Origin of the sequence: Methanosarcina barkeri MS (assembly GCF_000970025.1) — an archaeon.
Taxonomy (GTDB): domain Archaea; phylum Halobacteriota; class Methanosarcinia; order Methanosarcinales; family Methanosarcinaceae; genus Methanosarcina; species Methanosarcina barkeri.
Map to the genome: position 1 here is coordinate 3,169,790 of NZ_CP009528.1, position 18,674 is coordinate 3,188,463.

An 18,674-nucleotide genomic window follows, 5' to 3' on the forward strand; every position below is an offset into this window, starting at 1 on the left:
CCGGATTGTCTTATTTTCTTGGAGATGTTACAGATACTGTAATTATTATAACCATTATCCTGATCAGCAGTTTGCTTGGCTTCTGGCAAGAGAAAGGAGCTGCAGATTGCCTGATTCTTGAATCAAAAGGGCTTTTTGTCAATGAAGCTACTCTCACCGGAGAAACTTATCCGGTGGAAAAATCAACAAAAACCCTGAACGTAGAAACACCTCTTGCAAAGCTTACAAACTCCCTCTGGATGGGAACCAGTGTGGAAAGCGGAAGTGGAAAAGCACTTGCTATAACTACAGGGCAAAAAACAGAGTTTGGGAAGATATCAGAAGAGTTAAGAACCAGTGCTCCAGAAACAGAGTTTAAAAGAGGTATTACAAAGTTTGGCCATTTTTTGATGGAGGTTACCATGCTGATGGGCATTGCAATCTTTGCAATCAATGTTTATCTTCAGAGTCCGATTCTGGATTCTTGTCATTTTTCCCTTGCGCTTGCAGTCAGACCTACACCTCAACTTCTACCTGAAATTATAAGTGTAAACATTTCTCACGGCGCAAGAGAAATGGTGGAAAATAAAGTAATTGTCAAGAGGCTGGCCTCTATTGAAAATCTCGGCAGCATGAATTTACTATGTTCCGACAAAACCGGAACTCTGACCGAAGGATAACTTCAGCTTCATTCTATCCAGGATGTAAAAGGAAGTCAGCGTGAAAAAATCCTTCTTTACGCCAGTCTCAATGCCCATTACCAGAAAAGTTTAAAAACCCTATAGACCGAGCAATCCTGGCAAAGAGTAGATTCGATATGGGAGAATATAAGAACCTGGAAGAGGTCTCTTATGATTTAATACGCAGGCGATTAAGCGTTCTTGTCTCAAAAATGAGAATAGCCTGATGATCACTAAAGGTGCGCTCTCGAATATTCTTGAGATCTGCACTCTAGCAGAAGTAGAGCCTGGAAAAATTGTAGAAATTTCAGATGTCAGGGAAAAAATCGAGCAACAATATAATAAGTTCAGCGAAAAAGAGTGTTGAACACTCGGTGTTGCATACAGGGAAATGAACAAGCAGACTAAAATCGAAAAAGAACAGGAAAAGGGAATGACCTTTCTCGGATTTCTCTTGTTTTTGACCCACTGAAGCCAGACATTGCAAAAACAATAGAAAACACGGAGCAACTTGGAATTTCTCTGAAAATAATTACGGGGGATAACAGGCTTGTGGCTACCAGTATTGGTAAGGAGGTGTAGGGTTTAAAGCCTCAAGAATTCTCACCGGAAGCGAAATTTATCAGATGACAAGTGAAGCCCTTATAGGGAAAGTAAATGACATTGATATCTTTGCTGAAGTAGAGCCAAACCAGAAAGAACGTATTATCCTTGCACTCAAGAAGAGAGGAAACGTTGTTGGGTATCTGGGAGACGGTATTAATGACGCATCTGCTCTTCATGCAGCCGATGTAGGAATTTCAGTTGACAGTGCCGCAGATGTCGCCAAAGAAGCTGCACAAATTGTGCTGATGGAAAAAATCCTGGATGCACTTGTAGAAGCCAAAGGCGGAAGAAAAACCTTTGCCAATACCCTGAAGTATGTTTTCATGGCTAACAGCGCCAACTTTGGGAATATGTTCAGCATGGCAGAAGCGTCCCTTTTGCCTTTTCTTCCCCTGCTGCCCGCACAGATCCTGCTAACTAATTTATTGACTGATTTTCCGGAAATGACTATAACCACGGATACTGTTGATAAGTAACTAGTTAAAGAGCCACACCGCTGGGACATAAATTTTATCCACAAGTTTATGATGATATTTGGCCTTACCAGTTCGGTCTTCGATTACCTGGAATTCGGTACTCTGCTTCTCCTACTACCAGGAATGATAGAACAATTTATGACCGGCTGGTTTATAGAATCCGTTATTTCGGCATCAATGATAGTGATGGTAATCCGAAGCCGAAAGCCTTTCTTCAAGAGCAGGCCAGGAAAGTACCTGCTAATAGCCACTGGATCGTAGTCCTGACTCTTGTTTTTCCGCTAATTCCTTTTGCAGCACTCTTTGGTTTCAAACCTACCTTTACAGGTCATTTTAATTCTTGGAGCCATAATAGGACTTTATATCATTACGGCTGAGGCGATAAAGAGAATTTTTTATAAAAAAGTAAAATTTTAAGGGCTACCTGTACTGACAGCTATACTGATGGGAGAAACTCCGGTTTACCTTGAAGTTACTCAGGCTTGCCTTCATCATAACCTGTCCCGTCCGGCAGAAAAGGAGTGAAGATAACTATTGTAAACAGCAACAAAAAAGTGCCGTACATTTTGATCGTTGTCTCAAACGTAGCATAGAAAATGAAAACCACAAGCATGACCCAGACAATGAAACTGAGCTGAAGAGCAATTTTTACTCTATATATAGTTTCCGTGCTTTCGCTCAACAAAATCCCCCTTAAAGAATCCATTCGAAATCCCAAGTAAAAATGATTTCCGATTGGATAAATAAGTGTTTGTCAAAAAGAAAGATCAAAAGACGTCTCAAAAAATCGGAATGTAAAAAATCTCCCTTTAAAGAGCTACCTGATATCCCGGTAATCCTGAGCCCGGTAATGCTAAAGGATGCGAATCTTCAGTATCCAGCATAATGAATCTTCAGTATCCAGCATCAAGTAGCATGAATGATAACTCCAGAAACGTATGCTGATTCTATAATTATTGAAACTTAATAACTCGAATCCAACAAAGCATTAAATCTCAATAAACCGGAGTAATCTATCTCCTTCGCTTACACGCCTGAGAAAATCTTCTCTGCCAATATAGGGAACTCCGGCAATTATCGAATCCGCAGCTTTCTTGCCAATCCCGGGAAGTTCCCGGATAAGATTGGGAGAAGCGGCGTTAATAGGCAGAGGATATGGTATGCCAGTAATCGAACGCATTCCATGTCCTGTGACCGTAACATCAGTAAATTTTCGCAAAGGCAGAGAAGCAGGAATTCCAACCAGCAATGGGTATGAGCCAAGCTGCCTCCCGAAAGTAATTCCTTTTTCCCGAACCTCACACATTACATCCCTGAGCACAGTACCTTCAGGCACAACACGCCGCAACATTGGAAGGTCAATATTCTTTCTTACCCGTTCCTTATAGTCCAGAAAGATTTTTTTATGCTTCCTCGCAGCTTCATCTTTTCCATACATAGGGGTTCCGGGAAAAGCCATGACCTGGCGAATATTGATCCTGCGCAAGAGCAATCCAGAATCGAGCACTTCATTCAGAAAATTATAGTTAAGTTGGAAAGTTTTCTTGGATTCACCCATCAGCCCATGCACAAAATTGATGCCCGGAAGAATTTCGGGAAGCCCGTTTGCTCCTCGAACTGCCCCAAGCCTGTTCACAAGTTTGATTGCTTCAAAGACCTCTTCAGAGGTTGCCTTAAGGGAATTGGCTTCAATTACTGCCCTGTCGGCACTCTCCATTCCAAAAGCTGCCACATCCCCTGCCGTATGATATTTAATTATTGTCTTCAGGACCTGTTCAGATTCTTCAGGATAAGTTGCAAGCGTAATTGGGTTTGCATTGTCCATATGGAGCACAGACAGCTCTGGAGCCGAGTTTCGGATTCCTCTATAGAGCCTTTCAATAGCTACTGGATCAGGCTTTGGAACAGGCCCTCCAGCATCCTTGCCATGATAGGAAAAAAGATCCGGCTGCCTACCTATCCTGAAGTAGCGGGCTCCATGGGAGTAGAGAGCGGATGCTTCGGAAATTACATCGTCTATGGGCCGGTATTCGGAAGCCCCATAAAAGGGCTCTGTACAAAAAGAACAGTGAACATGCCTGCCACAACCTCTGTAGGTCTCAAGCTCGCACATACAGTAAGGATAGTCAGAGTGCTGCCTGATCAAAAAAGCTCCCCTTGATCCCCAGCGTCCAATTTCGGCTGTTGTCCTGAAGCGGTGATCTACAGCTTCAGGATTTCTGAGCCTCACAGCAGAACTTCCGGTAACGCCATCCTTAAAAAGATCATAGACAAAAGCTTCAAGGTCCATTCTGGCAAGCACTGCACCTGACAGGTGTATCCTGCTTTCAGTACCTTTTGCGGCCCTTCCGCCTTCGCCGCTGAAACCGAGCCTGATAGGCCCGCCTATAACTTTTACCCCGTGTGCAGTCCGGAAAATTGTCTCGATTTCCCCGAGTGTAATTGGAGAAGCCCGAAGATATTTACCTGGCACCGTCGTGCCTGCTATAATGATAACAAGGTCCGCTTTCCCTGTGAGTTCCCCTGCTCCGGGCGGGTTTTCTCTCAGGGTGTCAATGGTCAGGTAGTGAATTTCCATTTCGGAAAGCCCGCGTTCTCTGAGAGCGCCTGCTATATAACGCGGATAAGGAGAAAGGTAAGGAGGAACCCCAAGACAGGCAGGTTCATCCACATAGCCGTCTATAATAAGTGCTTTCATGTCAATTCTTGTTTCCATTTGCTCTATGATCGAAAGTATACAGTCCAATCAGATATAAGTTACAGATAAATTACAGATGTTAAAACAGTTGAAAGATATCTATTCAAGTGAATAAAAAAGTAAAAAACACTTTCACAGGAATAAAATAATCTGTTAAAAGATAAGAGAATAAAAACTTAAAAAATAATTAGGGCCGGGACCGAGAATCGAACTCGGGTCGTAGCCTCCACAGGGCCACAGGATGGACCTCTACCCTACCCCGGCCACAGGGGTCTGGTACTTCAGATTGAAGCAAGCTATAGAAGGAGTTTTTTTATATAAAGTTTTTGCCGGAAAAGACAGGAGACCCTTTTCAGAAAAAGAAAGGCTATGTTTTCCGGCTCGCAAAACGCACAAAACCTGGCTAAAAATTTTTTCTGGATCGGGATCAGAGTTTCTTAAGCTTTTCAAGGGCAAGTTTTGCAGCCTTTTCTCCCGAGAGAAGCATACCTCCGAAAACTGGGCCCATTCTTGGGGAGCAGGTTGCGGCATTTGCAGCCATGCCCGCAACGATCAGGCCCGGATAAATTTCCTTGGTTGCGTCAACAACCAGTTGCTCGCCAACCTCTGACCACATAGGTTTTTCTCCGAGCTTTCCGAGGTTTCCGATTTTTGCATTGGGAATTTTCCTGAGAATTGTATTACATACAACAGCTTCATGCCCTGTCCCATCAATTACGAGCTTTGTTCGGATCATGAGAGGATCGACGTGCAGACGCTGTGCTGTGACCGGCCCCCAGTTGACGACGATTCCGGTAACCCTATCGTTTTCCCGAATCATTACATCCTCAAAGCTCACAAGATTGAAAACCTCAGCTCCGGCTGAAGTTGCCCCTGAAATCAGCTTCCCGACGGACTCTACGGAATTAGCCACATAGTACCCGGGCTGGTACTCTTTATACCTGATCCCGAAGTCGTCAAGGATGCGGCAGGCTTCTTCCTGTACAACGATACGCGGAAACATCATGCCTCCAGCCCACATACCGCCCCCTAGCGATAACTTTTGTTCGTAAATGGCAACCTTTGCTCCTGCCTCCGCAAGATACCTTGCAGCCACAAGGTTTGCAGGCCCTCCTCCTATAAGTGCCACATCAACTTCCGTGTAGTCAAGGAAGGTTTTAGAGTACTCATCAAAAATTGCCCGTGTGATTATGACTTCGTCAAGTTCCATTTTAATCTCTCGTAAAGCTTCTAAATTAAAAGCCGGAAGAATAGCCCGGCCTTATCAGGAACAAACCAGGAATTGTAAACCCCAATTTGTCATCATGAAAATTCACATTTTGATTATAGGCATTGCTTTTAAAGTTGTTGGAATCGGTGGAGTAGAAAGGAAAAATAGATGATGAATGTACTCGAAGAAAGTTTCCTCGAAACTGAGACGTTTGCGAAGATTTCAGGGAGGGATCAACAGCCGAGATTGAACTACAGTTACGAAGCAGCTGAAAGTTATGAAGCAGCTAAACTTTCCCCAAGAAAATCAGAGTTGCGCTGGGAAACTCCACAGTAAGCTGCGAGGTATTCAACTGAAATAAAAAAAGAAGTTTATAACCCGCTCACTATTTCAAGAAAAGCGGGCCGCTTCTTAAATTCATATTTCAGGTCGGAAAAACGTTTTACCCAACCGGCTTCATTATTTAAGATATTGATATAGATATCTTTGACCTTTCCAAGATATTTGGCTGCAATGCTGTATGTTTTTCTATTCCCGTTCGGTATGTTTCGATATGCTTTTTGCCAGTAATATTCGATGATTAAATGATAGGACAATTTTGATGAGTTTGCAGATAAATTGGTTTATCTGGAAAATCATTTACCAATTTATCTGCAAACTCATCAAAATTGTCCTCAATAGAATAACCGAACCTGTTTTTAGGAGGATTGAAAATTGATTTGAGAACTGTTTTTTTCATACCTTTATCCAGACAAATTTTCAAATAATCGTGAAAGTCTTTTTTTGATCTTATTGAATATTTCAGGCTCAATAGATTTCCAATCAGGTACTTTCAGAAATCCTTTCAGCTTTTTGTACTCTTCATAGTATGTATCTCTGGTAAACTCAAATGACTTTAAAAGTGCAGCTTTTGCATGCTCATAGTCTCCTTTTAACCTGTAATATTCAAATAACCTGTCCAGCATGTTCTTCTGCTCAGTATTGCGAGATAATGCTGTCTGCACAAGCCGCTCAAGGTTAGCTGTATCTCCTTTTTTGGAATAATACTCCCAAAGGAATTCAAATAACTTAGTAACCCAGCCTTCCCCTTTTAGAATACCCATTTCTGCCGTTTCCAGGGCTTTAACCCGATCCCTCTTTTCTATATAATATTCAACCAGGTCCCAGTAATCCATTCCATAATTGAGTGTTTGCATGCGCTTCTGCAGATAAGCTTCGTCATTGTGAAGGTATTCTCTCTGGATCTTCATAACCTGTTCTTTTCTCCAGTCAGAAAGATATTCATCAAGTTTTTTCACGAGATATTCCCATTCTTCTTTTGTCTGGCAGATCTCAAAAAAAATATCCAGCAAGCCATCAAAACCTGAATTTTTGATATTGTACTCCTCAAAGGCTTCGTCTAAAAATTCAAGCTTTGCAGTAGTTGACAGGCCACCTTCTTTAATCAATTCCGAAATTTTTTCCAGATAACCGAATGCCTCCTCTTCATCATCTTCTGGGCCGCCTCCAAGCTCGTTGAATTCTGAGATGATGCTCCTGGCATCTTCTCAGTATTCAAACAATAGCCCATCATTTATGGAGACTACATCGTCATCTGTTAGGGCTTCCGGCATTGACTCCTGTTTTTCTTTGAACCATTCCAGGACCAGTTGATGTAATTCTGGCTTTTTAATCAGCAGGGTGCTTACCAAGTCGTAAAAGTCTGAGGTATTTAAATCCCGCAGGCGTGCATATAATAAAAATTTTTCAGGCTGTATGTTATTTTTGGTCACTGTCAGACTCCTATTTTTCTCATCAGCAATATATCAATCATTACACTTAAGCTAAAAATGGTAGTCATGAGGATAAATAAGGCAACTACTCAAAAAGGTACAATGAATTTTTGTTGCAACAATTACACAGGTGTGACTAGATTATCTGTGATAGTTAAAGCTACCATAAGAATCCTATTGAAAATCCAGTAAGTTTGCATTTGAAACCTGTCAAATTTAAAAATTGGCAGCGCGAATTAATAAGAACTTTATGAGAAAACAGGTCATTTAGGAAGTAGATTCCTTGAAAGTTATAGTACTTATAGAGGAGAAGTTATTATTATAAAGGGGGATTTATTTTGCCAGAAAAAGACAAAGAACCATCTTTCCAGCCTGAACCGATACCTGAACCTGAGCCTGAACCTGTTCCTCCACCTGAGCCGATACCTCATCCGGAGCCGGAAATTGAGCACGATAAGAAACCAAAGAAAATAGAGTAATTTCGGTAAAGTAAGACAGCTATGACTCGAAAATTTATATAGCTCACTGTGAGCAGGACGAACCACTTGCTCAGGAACTTGCCAGAGCTCTATGGGCCGTGGAGCTGGAAAGCTTTTCATCCCTGTACAGAAAAGCTAGAATTCTTTCCCAAGGTGAAAGGATACGTTTTGGTATTCGCCAATCAGATTGTGTTATCCCGATCCTCACACAGAAAGGTGCAGTGTCTCCAGAAGTAAATCAGGAGATTGGCCTTGCAATCGGAGCCGACCAGCTTATAATTCCGCTGGTAGAAACGGGAGTCGAATTACCTATCCTTATACACCATCTCCAGCCTATTGTCTTTTCTCCTGAAGCTTATGAAGATGCTCTGGGAAAACTAATACAGAACCTGAGAGAACTAACCAGGCTTGACTGGCTAAAGATAACGTGCCCCTATTGTGGAGAGGAAATGACGCAGTATATTTCACCTCAGGAAGAGGTAGAGAGCTCTTCTTGCAGGGACGCACCTTGAGACAAGATGCAGTTACTGCCAGAAAAATATTTACCTGGACCCAAGAACCTTCAGACCTATACTCTAATTATTGATTAGCAACTGGGTTGGGAACAGATAAAGGGGGCAAATTGATGGAAAGAAAAGCGACAAATAAAATAAAAGATGAGCCTGGAGAGCCAATGATAGCTCGATCCAAAATGGACGAAGCGGCTGTAAGTGAATTAGAGGTCAAAGGAATCGAAAATCTCACCCCTACCGAAAAGAAACACCTGCTTTTACAACTTTCCCGAGATAGGATTAAAGATAGTTCTGCCGGCCCATGGGAAATTATTGATGTCTTCAGGGAAAATTGGAGAACCATCAAAGCTACGTTGGCTCAACCCGTAGAAATTGAGGTAAGGGATATAGGAAGGGATGCTCTCTTTCGAGTGTCTCTGGATATAACGCAGTTAGAAAGAGAACTCGAAACCCAGGAACTGGAATAACACTCTTAAAATATAGGGCTGCGTCATTTTTAGATTTTATTCATTTTTAGATTTTATTCATTTTTAAATTCTATTCATTTTCAAATTTTATTCAGTTTTAAATATATAAACTAACATATAGTGTGTTTCGAGCAATATAAAGAAAAAAGTAATAGAAAGAAGAAAATAAGGAAAAGATAAAAATAAAGCAAAGGAAAAAAGAAAAATTGAGGTAAGAATGGTAACCTCAGTAAGTAAATAGATCATCAATCAGAATGAAAACACAAGGCTTGATGCCAAATACATTAATACCTTTTTGGTTTGCGCTTTGCGTAACACTCCCTGCAGTAGACCGGCCTGTCAGGATCCGGCTTGAAAGGCACCTCTGCTTCTTCGCCACAATCTGAGCACTTTGCTTTGTACATCGTCTGTGGCCCTTTACCATAGCCACGTTCTCTGCTGGAACCCCGATCCCTACTCTGGGAACCTTTTCTTTCCATTATGATTTCCCCTATGATATTTCGTTAAAGTTCACACAAAGAGAAGTATCAAATAATTCAAAAAGAGCCTCATTTATGAACATGTTATTGTCTGGGGTCTCGATGAACTAATTGAATTATTAATATCTAGTATAATGATATTTATTCTTACTGCATTAAGCTTTATTAAGAGCTCAACGATTTCTTGCATTTTGAGCCAAGTGTTTCGTAATTTATTCCAGTAAACCATGCGGTTTTATTTAAATTATTGAAATATTTGCCGCATTAAACTCCAGTAATATTCGAGTTAGCATTAAACTCCATTAATATTCAAGTGTTGCATTAAATTCCGTCAATATTTAAATTTCCTGAAGTAATATTTAAGGAACTAAAACTAAGATATGTACTATTATTTTAGTTAAAATTAATCTGTTTTTCATAAAATTTCACAATATAACTATACTTTATAACATATCATATAACATATCATATAACATATTATATAACATATTATAGAATTTATCAGAACATTTACAGTATTTTTATCCTTGTATTATCCTTGCCAAATTTTAGCACTGAAGTCGTCACAGAAATAGCCCAGAAATCCTGATCAAATACTGCATTCCGGAGAAAAAAGGAGGGTTACTAGCCTCCTCTTTTATTTGGATAAAAAGAGAGCCTTTTTTACTCGCTCCCCATTTAATGCCTTCGTGACTCTAAGTAAGGTTATTTTCCCTGGAATTCCTTGCTGACAGCTGCAGCATTGGTATACTCCTTTTCAGGAAGATCCTCGAGAACTTCAATTACTTCATTGCTGGCGTCATGTTTTTTAGCGTGCGCGATAAGCTGCTTCTTATTTACAGGATAATCTATATTCTTTAAAGCCTTCTGAACTTCAATTGGACTGGTTTGCATAAATTCCCCCCTTTGTGTTTATTTTCCCTGAAACTCCTTACTGACAGCTGCTGCATTGGTGTACTCCTTTTCAGGAAGGTCTTCCAGAACCTCAATTACCTTATCACTAGCATTGTGCTTCTTAGCGTGAGCGATAAGCTGCTTCTTATTTACGGGATAATCTATATTCTTCAAAGCCTTCTGAACTTCAATTGGACTGGTTTGCATAAATTCCCCCCACTTTTTATATATTATATATAGTTTTCTCGGTTATATTGATTATATGATGTTCAAGAACTTGCCTCTTGCAGAGAGTAAGCTATTATTTAGGCACCACTGGGACTAGAGAAGTACTGTTCTAAAACACCTGCTTAGTAAATCAGTACTTTTTTGGGTTTGGCGATTTGATGCTTTCTCTTTTCAGACGCCCGATTTTCCTGGTAACCACTCAAGGCTGTTATACTCTATTATCCTTTTAGAAGATCCAGAACATTATTGCTTGCCTGTTCACCTTCGGCAAACTTTACAAGGTAGTCTCTACTTGCAGGATAACCTATTCTCCGCCGGTTATAGATTCTTCAGCCTGGCGTGGATTACTTATTGCAAGTTCACTTTCCTGGATTCAGGTAGCTATTGCCTTCCCCAATTAGTAGCCCACCCACCATTGAGTATTATGTAAAATATAATATAAAAAAGAATTCAACTCAAACGTTTGGCAGAAGATGACTATTTAGATCCAGCAGCTTATTGCTTTTTTTTAGAATTAAAAACTGAATATGTCTCTAAACTAGGGTTTTTGGTTAGCATATATTGAAAGGTATGCCCTCATAGATAGCCTGGTTTAAAAAAGTCAAGTTTAAGGAAGAAAGTCTCTTGAATAGAGTAGTCAATGCCGAAAAATCACTTCATAAGGAAATAAATTCGCAACATATTTAGAAAAACGTTCTTGAAAGCTACTGAAGATCAGAGAGATCACATGAAAATAAATTGATATGATTTCAGCTTATCGTTTTGAAAAGTAATTTTATAATATAAACCTAATGATAAGTCTACGGGATGAAGATATATATTATCTATAATACTTCCATACTACCAGAAATCAAGACTTATCTTCTTATAAAAGCGCCAGATAAATCATTTGCCTGCTACTGAAAAATCTTCAGTTGCCTGGCATATAGAAGAGATTCGTTTCTTCTTCTACTGAAAACCTTTAATATAGGAGTTTCCAGATAAGAGACAAGATCACTATCAGTAAATTCAAGACAAATAGACCAGATGTAATTATGATCGCAGAAAATCTTTTAATCTTTCTACTTGGCCTTGTTCTTTTGGTCAAAGGTTCAGATTATTTTGTAAAATCAGCTTCAACAATTGCAGAGAAGCTTGGTGTTTCCGAATTTGTTATAGGTTTGACACTTGTCGCAGTTGGAACGTCAATTCCTGAACTTGCTTCATCAATAACTGCTTCTCTCCAGCATGCAAGCGGTATCGTAATAGGAAATATCATTGGATCAAACATCGCAAATATAGGGCTTATTGTCGGACTGGCTGCAGTTATTTCCCCAGTGAAAACTGAAATAGAGATGCTCAGGAGAGATGGCTATGTCATGCTCTTTGCAGCTGTGCTTTTCTTTGTTTTTATTCTGAACAGGAAGCTCTCAATACTAGAATCAGTCTTTTTCATACTGATCTTCATTGCGTATGTGTTTTTCCTGTTTGAAGAAAACGATAAATACAAAGGGAAACTACAGTTTAAAGAGTTTATAATATACTTTTTAAAGTTTGAGTGTATACGCAGCGCAAGGCAAAAGCTCAATTGCATAAGAAATGACAACGCTAACGGTGAAAACTGCCAGTCCAGAGAAGGTTTCACAAAAGACATACTGGTTCTAGTATTAAGTTGCGGAGCAATTATAATCGGGGCAAAGTACTTTGTGAACAAATCAATCTTCTTTGCAGAACTCCTTGGAGTTCCTGAAACTATAATAGGTACCACTCTCGTAGCCGTTGGCACATCCCTTCCAGAGCTTGTAGTGACACTATCTGCAGCAAAGCAGGGTTTAGGGAGCATAGCCCTTGGTAATATTATAGGCTCAAATATCGCAAACGTATTTTTAATCTTAGGATTTTCCGGATTAATCTATCCGGTAGCTGTCGAACAAATAAGTCTATTCTTTACGGCTCCGGCTATGATTTTGATAAGCATAATGCTTCTCGTGTTTATCAGCACAGACTGGGAAATAAAAAGGTGGGAAGGCGGAACTTTAATCGCCTTTTATGCGGCTTTTTTAATGGTACTGTTCAGGATGAATTAAAGAAGTAACCGACTTTAGATATGAAAAGTAGAAAACTGAAAAATTCCCGAAAAACAGATTAGAGCTTAAATCTCTGCCTGTTTTACAAAAAACTCCAAATTTTAAAAGGTAATAAAAAGAAAATAAAAATCAAATTGCGTGCGGTCACCCCACCCTAAAGGATGGGGTATTCGTGACCCTCTGCACTCCCGTTGTAATAAAGAAAAAGTTCAGGTTTGATCTGGAGATTAATCCACGAGTGTAAAGTACATTCTCCTGTTGCTCTTCCCTTTATTCTGGAGTTTTATGACCTTTATGCCTTTTATTTCCTCGGTATTTTTAACATGTGTCCCTCCACAGGCTTCGATCGTGACTCCTTCTATTTCGACGATGCGCACTTCTTTTATTTCGTCAGAAAAGCCTTTTGCCAGCGTGGTTAACCGTGAGAGCTTTTCTTCGGCTTCTTTGCGGCTTACAAGGTAGCGATTAACAGGGTTTTTCCGGGCTATAAGGTCATTAGCAATTTTTTCATATTCGGCAAACTTATCCCTATCAAAAACCTCAAGACTGAAATCCACTCTGCTCTGGTCAAGACCAAGCTGATTTCCGGTAATTTGAGCCCCAGCCTCCTTTTCAATTACGTTCGCGATTACGTGAGTCGCCGTATGCATACGCATATGCCTGTAACGACGATCCCAGTCTATGAATCCTTTGACTTTGTCCCCTGCTTTTAATCCATTAGAAATATTTTCACCATCTATCTCGTGACTGATATCTCCATTGAACTTACCCACATACAGGACATTAAACTCAGCCCCATCGGATTCACGAATTAACTTTCCGGTATCGCTGGGCTGGCCCCCGCTTTCGGGATAAAAAGCCGTACGGTCAAGAACCACAAATTTATTATCTGTAACTTTTTCGACAGTTGCTTCGAATTCTTTCAGGTAACAATCAAGGAAGTAAAGCGCCTCTGTCATTGCCAAACCTCTTTTCTTAAACTTTATTGAAGGAGGTAAAAACTGTCAGAGTACATAAACTATGCAGTTTTGAGTAAAAATCCAAGACCTTACCAACCTGATTTTCCATGAGTGCAAAAAACAGTAATCATGAAAAATTATTTCAATCACTCATATTATTGAAAACGAAACTCAAGCGAAACGAAACTCGAATGAAGCTAAACTTCTTTATAAATAAATGAATCCGCTTGAGCGAAAGAAGTGAGCGAAACGGAACCGTACTCCAGAGACGGTTAATTACTCTAGCCCATAATTCAGCCCTCTTGAGCGAACGAAGTGAACGAAAAGGGCACCGTCCTCCCGAGACGGGACTCGGGTGACGGAACTAGGGTGACGGAACTAGGGTGACGGAACTAGGGTGACGGAACTAGGGTGACGGAACTAGGGTGACGGAACTAGGGAAGCGAAACAGACCGCGCTCCTGGGTCTAAACTCGGGAGCTACAATTTTGCCTTAACTGAACTCGTGACGTTCTCCCGAAACAGGACTCGGGAAGTTCACATGCAAATCGCTATTGATTAAACTGAGACTGGAAAGAAGCTTTTTCTTTTGGTGTTCCAGTTCTTCCCTTAAAGCGGCCAGCTTCTTTTCAGAATCCATAATGTCCTCTTCAAGCGAGCGAGTCCTGCTCAGAAGCTCAGCTTCCTTATGTTCGAGTTCAACCAGCTTTCCGGTATCCGAGCTTTCGAGTTCAGCTTTCTTTGCCTCAAACTCTTTGAGGACTTCAAGATACTCTTTTTTCCGCTCTGGAAAGTTTGAGATTGCAGTTTTGACCTGTAACAAAGCTTTTTCTTTCTTCTGGGCCTGCATATCCAGGGCATTGTCCTCGAATATTTTTTGAAGTTCCGGGAAAAAAGAAGGATTTACGTGTATAGGAGCTTCAAGGCAAATATCAAGCTGTTTCTTTACTTCTGGCTTTAAAGTATACCTGCCACTTTCGTGAAGTTTCTTAATCCTTGAGAGATGACCCGAAAGCGGGAGCACAAGAGAACTCAAGCCTGTTTCGGCTTTTCGGAGTTTTTCCCTGGCAGCAATAGATTCTGCCTGAAGGTTCTGTAAACTCTGCCAGACTGGTCCTTTTCTAAAGTCTTCGAGAGCCTGACTGGCTTCGGAAGTTTCAGCCTTTAAAGCCTGAATTCTTCGGTTTTTGGACTCAAACTCCAGCTCTTCAGCAGCTATTGAAGCCAAAAGCTCCTGTATTTTATTAGTATCAGAATGAGCTGCTTCTATGGTGTCCATTTCCTTCTTATTTACTTGAATTACCTCTCCAAGCTCATTAAAAATCGGACCCAAGCTGGCAAGACTGTCACTAACGTCTTTTGATTCTTCAGAAAAAACGCCTCTGGTATACCTGAAACTCTGATTCATATGTTCCAGGCAGGCGTTAAGACTCTGCGTAGCTGTCCCATAGAAACTTTCAAGAGCCCTGAAATCCCTGTTTTCCTTCACTCTGATTTTATCTATCAACATTGTGACCTGTTTAGTCACATTTTCTCTGTTGCTCTTCGCTCGCTTTACGACTCTGACATCAAAGTCTCCCTCGACTTTAGCATCCGCAAGCCTTGAGTTACTTTCCTTTAGTGCCAGAAGCGAAGCATCAAGTTCCCTCAAAAGGCCGGATACATCCTTTTCCACCCTGAAAGAGATTTTTTGAGATCTTGTATCCAGCCATGCTGGCAAGTCTTCAAAATTAATCTCCTTGAGACCAAGCTCCACATCGGAACTTTCTTTTTTTCCAAAGAGCTTTTTAATCCACTTCAACCTTGACATTCCCTGAATTTGATAAAACTATTTAACTTATTTCTTTAGTTCTGTGTATTTTTGAAACTTATGATATGAAATACTTATTCTGTAAAAGCCTTTCCGGGGTTAAAAAGACAGAATAAAAGAAAATAGAATCTACAAATATATAAAGAAATTAAATGCTTTTTATATTGATAGCCAGAGGACCAGTATAATCCTGCACTTTACTTTAGAAGTTTACTCATTATAAGTTCTACTTTTATAAGTCATGTTCTTTATAAGTTCTACTTTTAATAATATCTACTTTTAATAAGTTCTCTTTTAATAATATCTACTTTTAATAAGTTCTCTTTTAATAAGTTTTATTCTTTATAAGTTCTATTCTTTATAAGTTATACTTTTAATAAGTTCTATTATTTACAAGATATATTTTTAATAAGTTCTACTTTTAATAAGTTCTACTTTTAATAAGTTCTACTTTTAATAAGTTCTACTTTTAATAAGTTCTATTAGTTACAAGATATATTTTTAATAAGTTGTGCTGTTAATAAGTTATACTGATAAGCTACATGAGAATCTTTGCTTCTCCACGAAGATAAGAAGGAAGGTAAAAATGAGCTTTGAGACAGTAATGAAGCAGGTAATTCCATATACAGAGATCACGGTATCCAGGCTGATTTTTGCAGCAATAGTGCTCGTCATGGGGTTTGTTTTATCAAAGTATATTATTCGTATTTTCAGAAGAGGAATACAGAAAACAAAGATTCCGGACCTTACTGTTCAATTTCTCACCCATTTTTTAAGTATCCTCCTTTATGTAATTGTCATTCTTATTTTCTTGAAGAGTCTGAATTTTGACGTGGATAGCTATATAGTAGGAGTTTCTGCAGCAATAGGCATTGTTCTCGGACTTGGCCTGCAGGATACCTTTACGAACCTGACTGCTGGAGTATGTGTTGCCGCAATCAGGCCTATTGATACGGGAGAAATTGTAACCGTGAACGAACAGACAGGAAAAGTGAGATCTGTAGGGCTCATGTCAACCGAGCTCCTGACTCTTGACAACCAGCTCATAACAATCCCGAATAAGCTTGTATGGGGAAGTTCTATTGTTAATATGACACGAATGCCTACAAGAAGAGTGTCGGTTAATGTAGGAATAAGTTACTCCTCAAGCCTTGAAAAAGCTACAGAGATAGCACTCAATCTAATGAAAACACACCCCCTTGTCCTTAAGGAACCCGAACCCGCAGTCGTAACTACCGAACTTGCCAATTCCTCGATAAATTTGCAGCTCAGGGCATGGGCAAAAACAGGAGAAATGGTAACCGTAAAGAATGACCTTGTTGCAGGAATATTTGACGCTTATACGAAAGAAGGAATTGAGATTCCGTTCCCCCAGATGGATATAAATATAAAAGAAATTAAACCAAAAGAAATTAAACCAAAAGAAAGTGGGAAACACATAACGGAACCGGATATGACAGCGCTGGAAGAAAAAATTGTACTTGAAGAGGGGCGCGATGTGGAAGGATTATATTAAGCATAACCAATCCCTCTTTTGAAAAACTATCTATACTTCTTGACCGCCATATCTCTTTTTACACTTGAACAAGTTATATGGACTTAACAGCTATATGGACTTAACATGTTATATGGAACATGGCAGTGATCCTGCCTTCAAGCTCGTTCCAGCGTTCAATTGCCCATGGTGTCGGAAAGAGTTCTACTCCACACTTTTTTTCGGTAAAAAAATTTTCAGCTTCCTCAGATAGTTTAACAAAACCTGTCTGCCCGGTTCCTATAAGGATTTTTTCTGTCCCTTCCTCATAAATGTGCTTTGCTTCCTCAAGCGAGATTTTATGGGAAGTTCCATATAGCTCCTTTGACAGTCCTTTCTCTCTTTTTTCTACCTGTCCATTGAGGCGAATAAGTATGTCATATTTAAAAGTCTCTCCATTTACAGTAATAGAACCAAAACTCGTGGAATCAATCTTTGGCTTCATGGTTCACCTCTTAAATTGAAACTGAAAACAAGCTTTTCTATTTTATAATATTATACATACTTCATATAATTAACAGATATGCCCTGAATACATAAATGTTCAAGCCATAGGCATATATGAATATAAACATTCACATACTTCCGACCCTTGGCAGATCAACCTGGCGAAAATAATGCACTTGAGAAGATTCTACGCCTTTGAAGAATAAAATCAAGTACATTAGGCATTATGATCAAACTCTACCGTAATCCATTAAAGATTTTCCTATCAACTTTTCAGTTCAATAGTAAGCAGATAAACTAAGTGAGCAAATAACGAAAATGTAACCCTATATACAGTAATTTGCGAGGGCGAATAAATGTGGAACTTTGGAATTCAAAAAAATACCGAAGAAAAAAGTAGAACTGTATGTACAAATAATATGCCTTCTTTTAAATAAATAAAACAAATTCACCATTTTAAATGAATAAAAGACTCCAATATCTCGCTGTTAACAAAAAAAACTTCTACAGATTAAGATTTTTCCACACGTGGATTTAATAAAAGAGATTATATAACATAAACTTGTCAAGTACCTTATATTTTTATTCTAAGGTGCATTATATGCAGTTATAGTTATTAATAGTTTTATGTTCTTTTAATTTTCCAGATAAAGTATTATCAAGTTTTAAATTCATTTTTCTATTTTTATTTAAGGCTAAAAAAATAAGTATGTTTATATGATAATATTTCCCAGTGAGTTTCGATTATAGGTGTTCTCGGATTAAAAGAAATCGCACCTGAGAATATAAAATATAACGGGATAAAATACGGAGGAAAAGTAATGCGAAAAACTATGCTTAAGACAATCTGTATTTTCACATTAGTCTTTTTTGTCCTGTCAATGACAGGAGCTGCATGCAGTAACAGTTATAAAAACAGTTGTAATACAAAAACCGATGCAATAAATGATAGTTATAGTATTAGTCTTAAAACATGTCCAAATACTGCTTATTGCTTTAAATATGATACTTTACTTAAGAATGATAAAGGATGCAACCTTAAAGTTACAACTACCGGAACTTACAAGACCAAACTGGGCGGAAAAGTGACAGTTTATAGTGACGGTAAATTCTGCTATAAAGCATCATCAACATGTTGCTCCAAAAAATGTTGTACTTGCACGGACACTTTCACATACAAGATAAAAGGTAAAGATGGAAAAACCGACTGTGCAACCGCTACGCTGAAACTCAAATGTCCCACCTGCTAAAGTACTATTCAGGTACTTCTCCAGTAGGTGAACTTATTATAATTAAATGCATTAAAGGGATAAGGAAGTTTTAACTTCCCGGGATTTAAACCCAAATCCCTTAATGCTTGTCAGTATTCGATTGTTGAC

General features: G+C 39.3%; 23 protein-coding genes and 1 tRNA gene. 11 read left to right on the plus strand and 13 right to left on the minus strand.

Annotated elements, in window-relative coordinates:
• The first annotated feature begins 5 nt into the window (after nt 1–5).
• From MSBRM_RS21450 to MSBRM_RS21465, 4 genes are all read left to right on the plus strand, one after another.
• Entirely contained in the window at nt 6–659 is a 654-nt protein-coding gene (locus MSBRM_RS21450; protein ID WP_048155898.1) for a P-type ATPase, read from the plus strand.
• Between the two features lie 226 nt (nt 660–885).
• Entirely contained in the window at nt 886–1,026 is a 141-nt protein-coding gene (locus MSBRM_RS21455; RefSeq protein ID WP_230628868.1) for a hypothetical protein, read from the plus strand.
• Nucleotides 1,027–1,285: 259 nt separating this feature from the next.
• The gene (locus MSBRM_RS21460) at nt 1,286–1,741 is read left to right on the plus strand and encodes an HAD-IC family P-type ATPase (RefSeq protein ID WP_230628870.1); all 456 of its coding nucleotides are present in this window, start codon (nt 1,286–1,288) and stop codon (nt 1,739–1,741) included.
• Nucleotides 1,742–1,789: 48 nt separating this feature from the next.
• Nucleotides 1,790–2,002 (plus strand): hypothetical protein, encoded by a 213-nt coding sequence (locus tag MSBRM_RS21465; RefSeq protein WP_048120865.1) that lies wholly within the window; start codon nt 1,790–1,792, stop codon nt 2,000–2,002.
• 211 nt (nt 2,003–2,213) lie between these two features.
• Here MSBRM_RS21465 and MSBRM_RS12715 read toward each other — a convergent pair whose 3' ends face one another.
• From MSBRM_RS12715 to MSBRM_RS12730, 4 genes are all read right to left on the minus strand, one after another.
• Nucleotides 2,214–2,423 carry a hypothetical protein gene (locus MSBRM_RS12715; protein ID WP_230628872.1) on the minus strand — a complete coding sequence of 70 codons (210 nt, stop codon included), beginning with the start codon at nt 2,421–2,423 and terminating at the stop codon, nt 2,214–2,216.
• Between the two features lie 306 nt (nt 2,424–2,729).
• Nucleotides 2,730–4,457, minus strand: a complete 1,728-nt coding sequence (locus MSBRM_RS12720) for a radical SAM protein (protein WP_230668869.1) — start codon at nt 4,455–4,457, stop codon at nt 2,730–2,732.
• 173 nt (nt 4,458–4,630) lie between these two features.
• Nucleotides 4,631–4,703: transfer RNA gene (locus MSBRM_RS12725), tRNA-His, on the minus strand.
• A 163-nt stretch (nt 4,704–4,866) separates the two neighbouring features.
• Entirely contained in the window at nt 4,867–5,649 is a 783-nt protein-coding gene (locus MSBRM_RS12730; RefSeq protein ID WP_048120870.1) for a sulfide-dependent adenosine diphosphate thiazole synthase, read from the minus strand.
• A gap of 168 nt (nt 5,650–5,817) precedes the next feature.
• On the opposite strand from MSBRM_RS12730, the gene MSBRM_RS20525 reads away from it, so the two are divergent.
• Complete coding sequence (locus tag MSBRM_RS20525) at nt 5,818–5,985, plus strand: hypothetical protein (RefSeq protein WP_155396515.1); 168 nt, start codon at nt 5,818–5,820, stop codon at nt 5,983–5,985.
• Between the two features lie 407 nt (nt 5,986–6,392).
• Here the strand turns inward: MSBRM_RS20525 and MSBRM_RS12740 are convergent, their stop codons facing one another.
• Both MSBRM_RS12740 and MSBRM_RS12745 read right to left on the minus strand, forming a co-directional pair.
• The gene (locus tag MSBRM_RS12740) at nt 6,393–7,097 is read right to left on the minus strand and encodes a hypothetical protein (protein ID WP_048155901.1); all 705 of its coding nucleotides are present in this window, start codon (nt 7,095–7,097) and stop codon (nt 6,393–6,395) included.
• 99 nt (nt 7,098–7,196) lie between these two features.
• Nucleotides 7,197–7,421, minus strand: a complete 225-nt coding sequence (locus MSBRM_RS12745) for a hypothetical protein (RefSeq protein ID WP_048120876.1) — start codon at nt 7,419–7,421, stop codon at nt 7,197–7,199.
• A gap of 338 nt (nt 7,422–7,759) precedes the next feature.
• Here MSBRM_RS12745 and MSBRM_RS20530 point away from each other — a divergent pair, with 338 nt between their 5' ends.
• The 3 genes from MSBRM_RS20530 to MSBRM_RS12755 all read left to right on the plus strand — a co-directional run bounded on the left by MSBRM_RS20530 (nt 7,760) and on the right by MSBRM_RS12755 (nt 8,879).
• Nucleotides 7,760–7,900, plus strand: a complete 141-nt coding sequence (locus MSBRM_RS20530; RefSeq protein WP_155400473.1) for a hypothetical protein — start codon at nt 7,760–7,762, stop codon at nt 7,898–7,900.
• 38 nt (nt 7,901–7,938) lie between these two features.
• Entirely contained in the window at nt 7,939–8,412 is a 474-nt protein-coding gene (locus MSBRM_RS12750) for a toll/interleukin-1 receptor domain-containing protein (protein ID WP_329957123.1), read from the plus strand.
• Nucleotides 8,413–8,525: 113 nt separating this feature from the next.
• Nucleotides 8,526–8,879: a hypothetical protein gene (locus tag MSBRM_RS12755; RefSeq protein WP_048155904.1), complete on the plus strand. Its 354-nt coding sequence runs from the start codon at nt 8,526–8,528 to the stop codon at nt 8,877–8,879.
• A gap of 284 nt (nt 8,880–9,163) precedes the next feature.
• Here MSBRM_RS12755 and MSBRM_RS12760 read toward each other — a convergent pair whose 3' ends face one another.
• From MSBRM_RS12760 to MSBRM_RS22140, 4 genes are all read right to left on the minus strand, one after another.
• Entirely contained in the window at nt 9,164–9,358 is a 195-nt protein-coding gene (locus MSBRM_RS12760) for a CxxC-x17-CxxC domain-containing protein (protein ID WP_048155907.1), read from the minus strand.
• Nucleotides 9,359–10,063: 705 nt separating this feature from the next.
• Complete coding sequence (locus tag MSBRM_RS12765; protein WP_048155909.1) at nt 10,064–10,252, minus strand: DUF2795 domain-containing protein; 189 nt, start codon at nt 10,250–10,252, stop codon at nt 10,064–10,066.
• 18 nt (nt 10,253–10,270) lie between these two features.
• Complete coding sequence (locus MSBRM_RS12770; protein ID WP_048120884.1) at nt 10,271–10,459, minus strand: DUF2795 domain-containing protein; 189 nt, start codon at nt 10,457–10,459, stop codon at nt 10,271–10,273.
• A 239-nt stretch (nt 10,460–10,698) separates the two neighbouring features.
• On the minus strand, nt 10,699–10,806 hold the full coding sequence (locus tag MSBRM_RS22140; protein WP_080943747.1) for a DUF2795 domain-containing protein: 108 nt from the start codon (nt 10,804–10,806) through the stop codon (nt 10,699–10,701).
• 708 nt (nt 10,807–11,514) lie between these two features.
• Between MSBRM_RS22140 and MSBRM_RS12775 the strand changes: the two genes are divergently transcribed.
• Complete coding sequence (locus tag MSBRM_RS12775; RefSeq protein WP_048155912.1) at nt 11,515–12,546, plus strand: calcium/sodium antiporter; 1,032 nt, start codon at nt 11,515–11,517, stop codon at nt 12,544–12,546.
• A gap of 227 nt (nt 12,547–12,773) precedes the next feature.
• Here MSBRM_RS12775 and alaXM read toward each other — a convergent pair whose 3' ends face one another.
• Both alaXM and MSBRM_RS12785 read right to left on the minus strand, forming a co-directional pair.
• Entirely contained in the window at nt 12,774–13,505 is a 732-nt protein-coding gene (alaXM, locus tag MSBRM_RS12780; RefSeq protein ID WP_048155915.1) for an alanyl-tRNA editing protein AlaXM, read from the minus strand.
• A 492-nt stretch (nt 13,506–13,997) separates the two neighbouring features.
• Nucleotides 13,998–15,314 (minus strand): coiled-coil domain-containing protein, encoded by a 1,317-nt coding sequence (locus MSBRM_RS12785; RefSeq protein ID WP_230668871.1) that lies wholly within the window; start codon nt 15,312–15,314, stop codon nt 13,998–14,000.
• Between the two features lie 586 nt (nt 15,315–15,900).
• Here MSBRM_RS12785 and MSBRM_RS12790 point away from each other — a divergent pair.
• The gene (locus MSBRM_RS12790) at nt 15,901–16,830 is read left to right on the plus strand and encodes a mechanosensitive ion channel family protein (protein WP_048120892.1); all 930 of its coding nucleotides are present in this window, start codon (nt 15,901–15,903) and stop codon (nt 16,828–16,830) included.
• Between the two features lie 100 nt (nt 16,831–16,930).
• Here the strand turns inward: MSBRM_RS12790 and MSBRM_RS12795 are convergent, their stop codons facing one another.
• The gene (locus tag MSBRM_RS12795; protein WP_048120894.1) at nt 16,931–17,293 is read right to left on the minus strand and encodes an Mth938-like domain-containing protein; all 363 of its coding nucleotides are present in this window, start codon (nt 17,291–17,293) and stop codon (nt 16,931–16,933) included.
• 823 nt (nt 17,294–18,116) lie between these two features.
• Between MSBRM_RS12795 and MSBRM_RS12800 the strand changes: the two genes are divergently transcribed.
• On the plus strand, nt 18,117–18,545 hold the full coding sequence (locus MSBRM_RS12800; RefSeq protein WP_048120896.1) for an Ig-like domain-containing protein: 429 nt from the start codon (nt 18,117–18,119) through the stop codon (nt 18,543–18,545).
• Nucleotides 18,546–18,674: the final 129 nt, after the last annotated feature.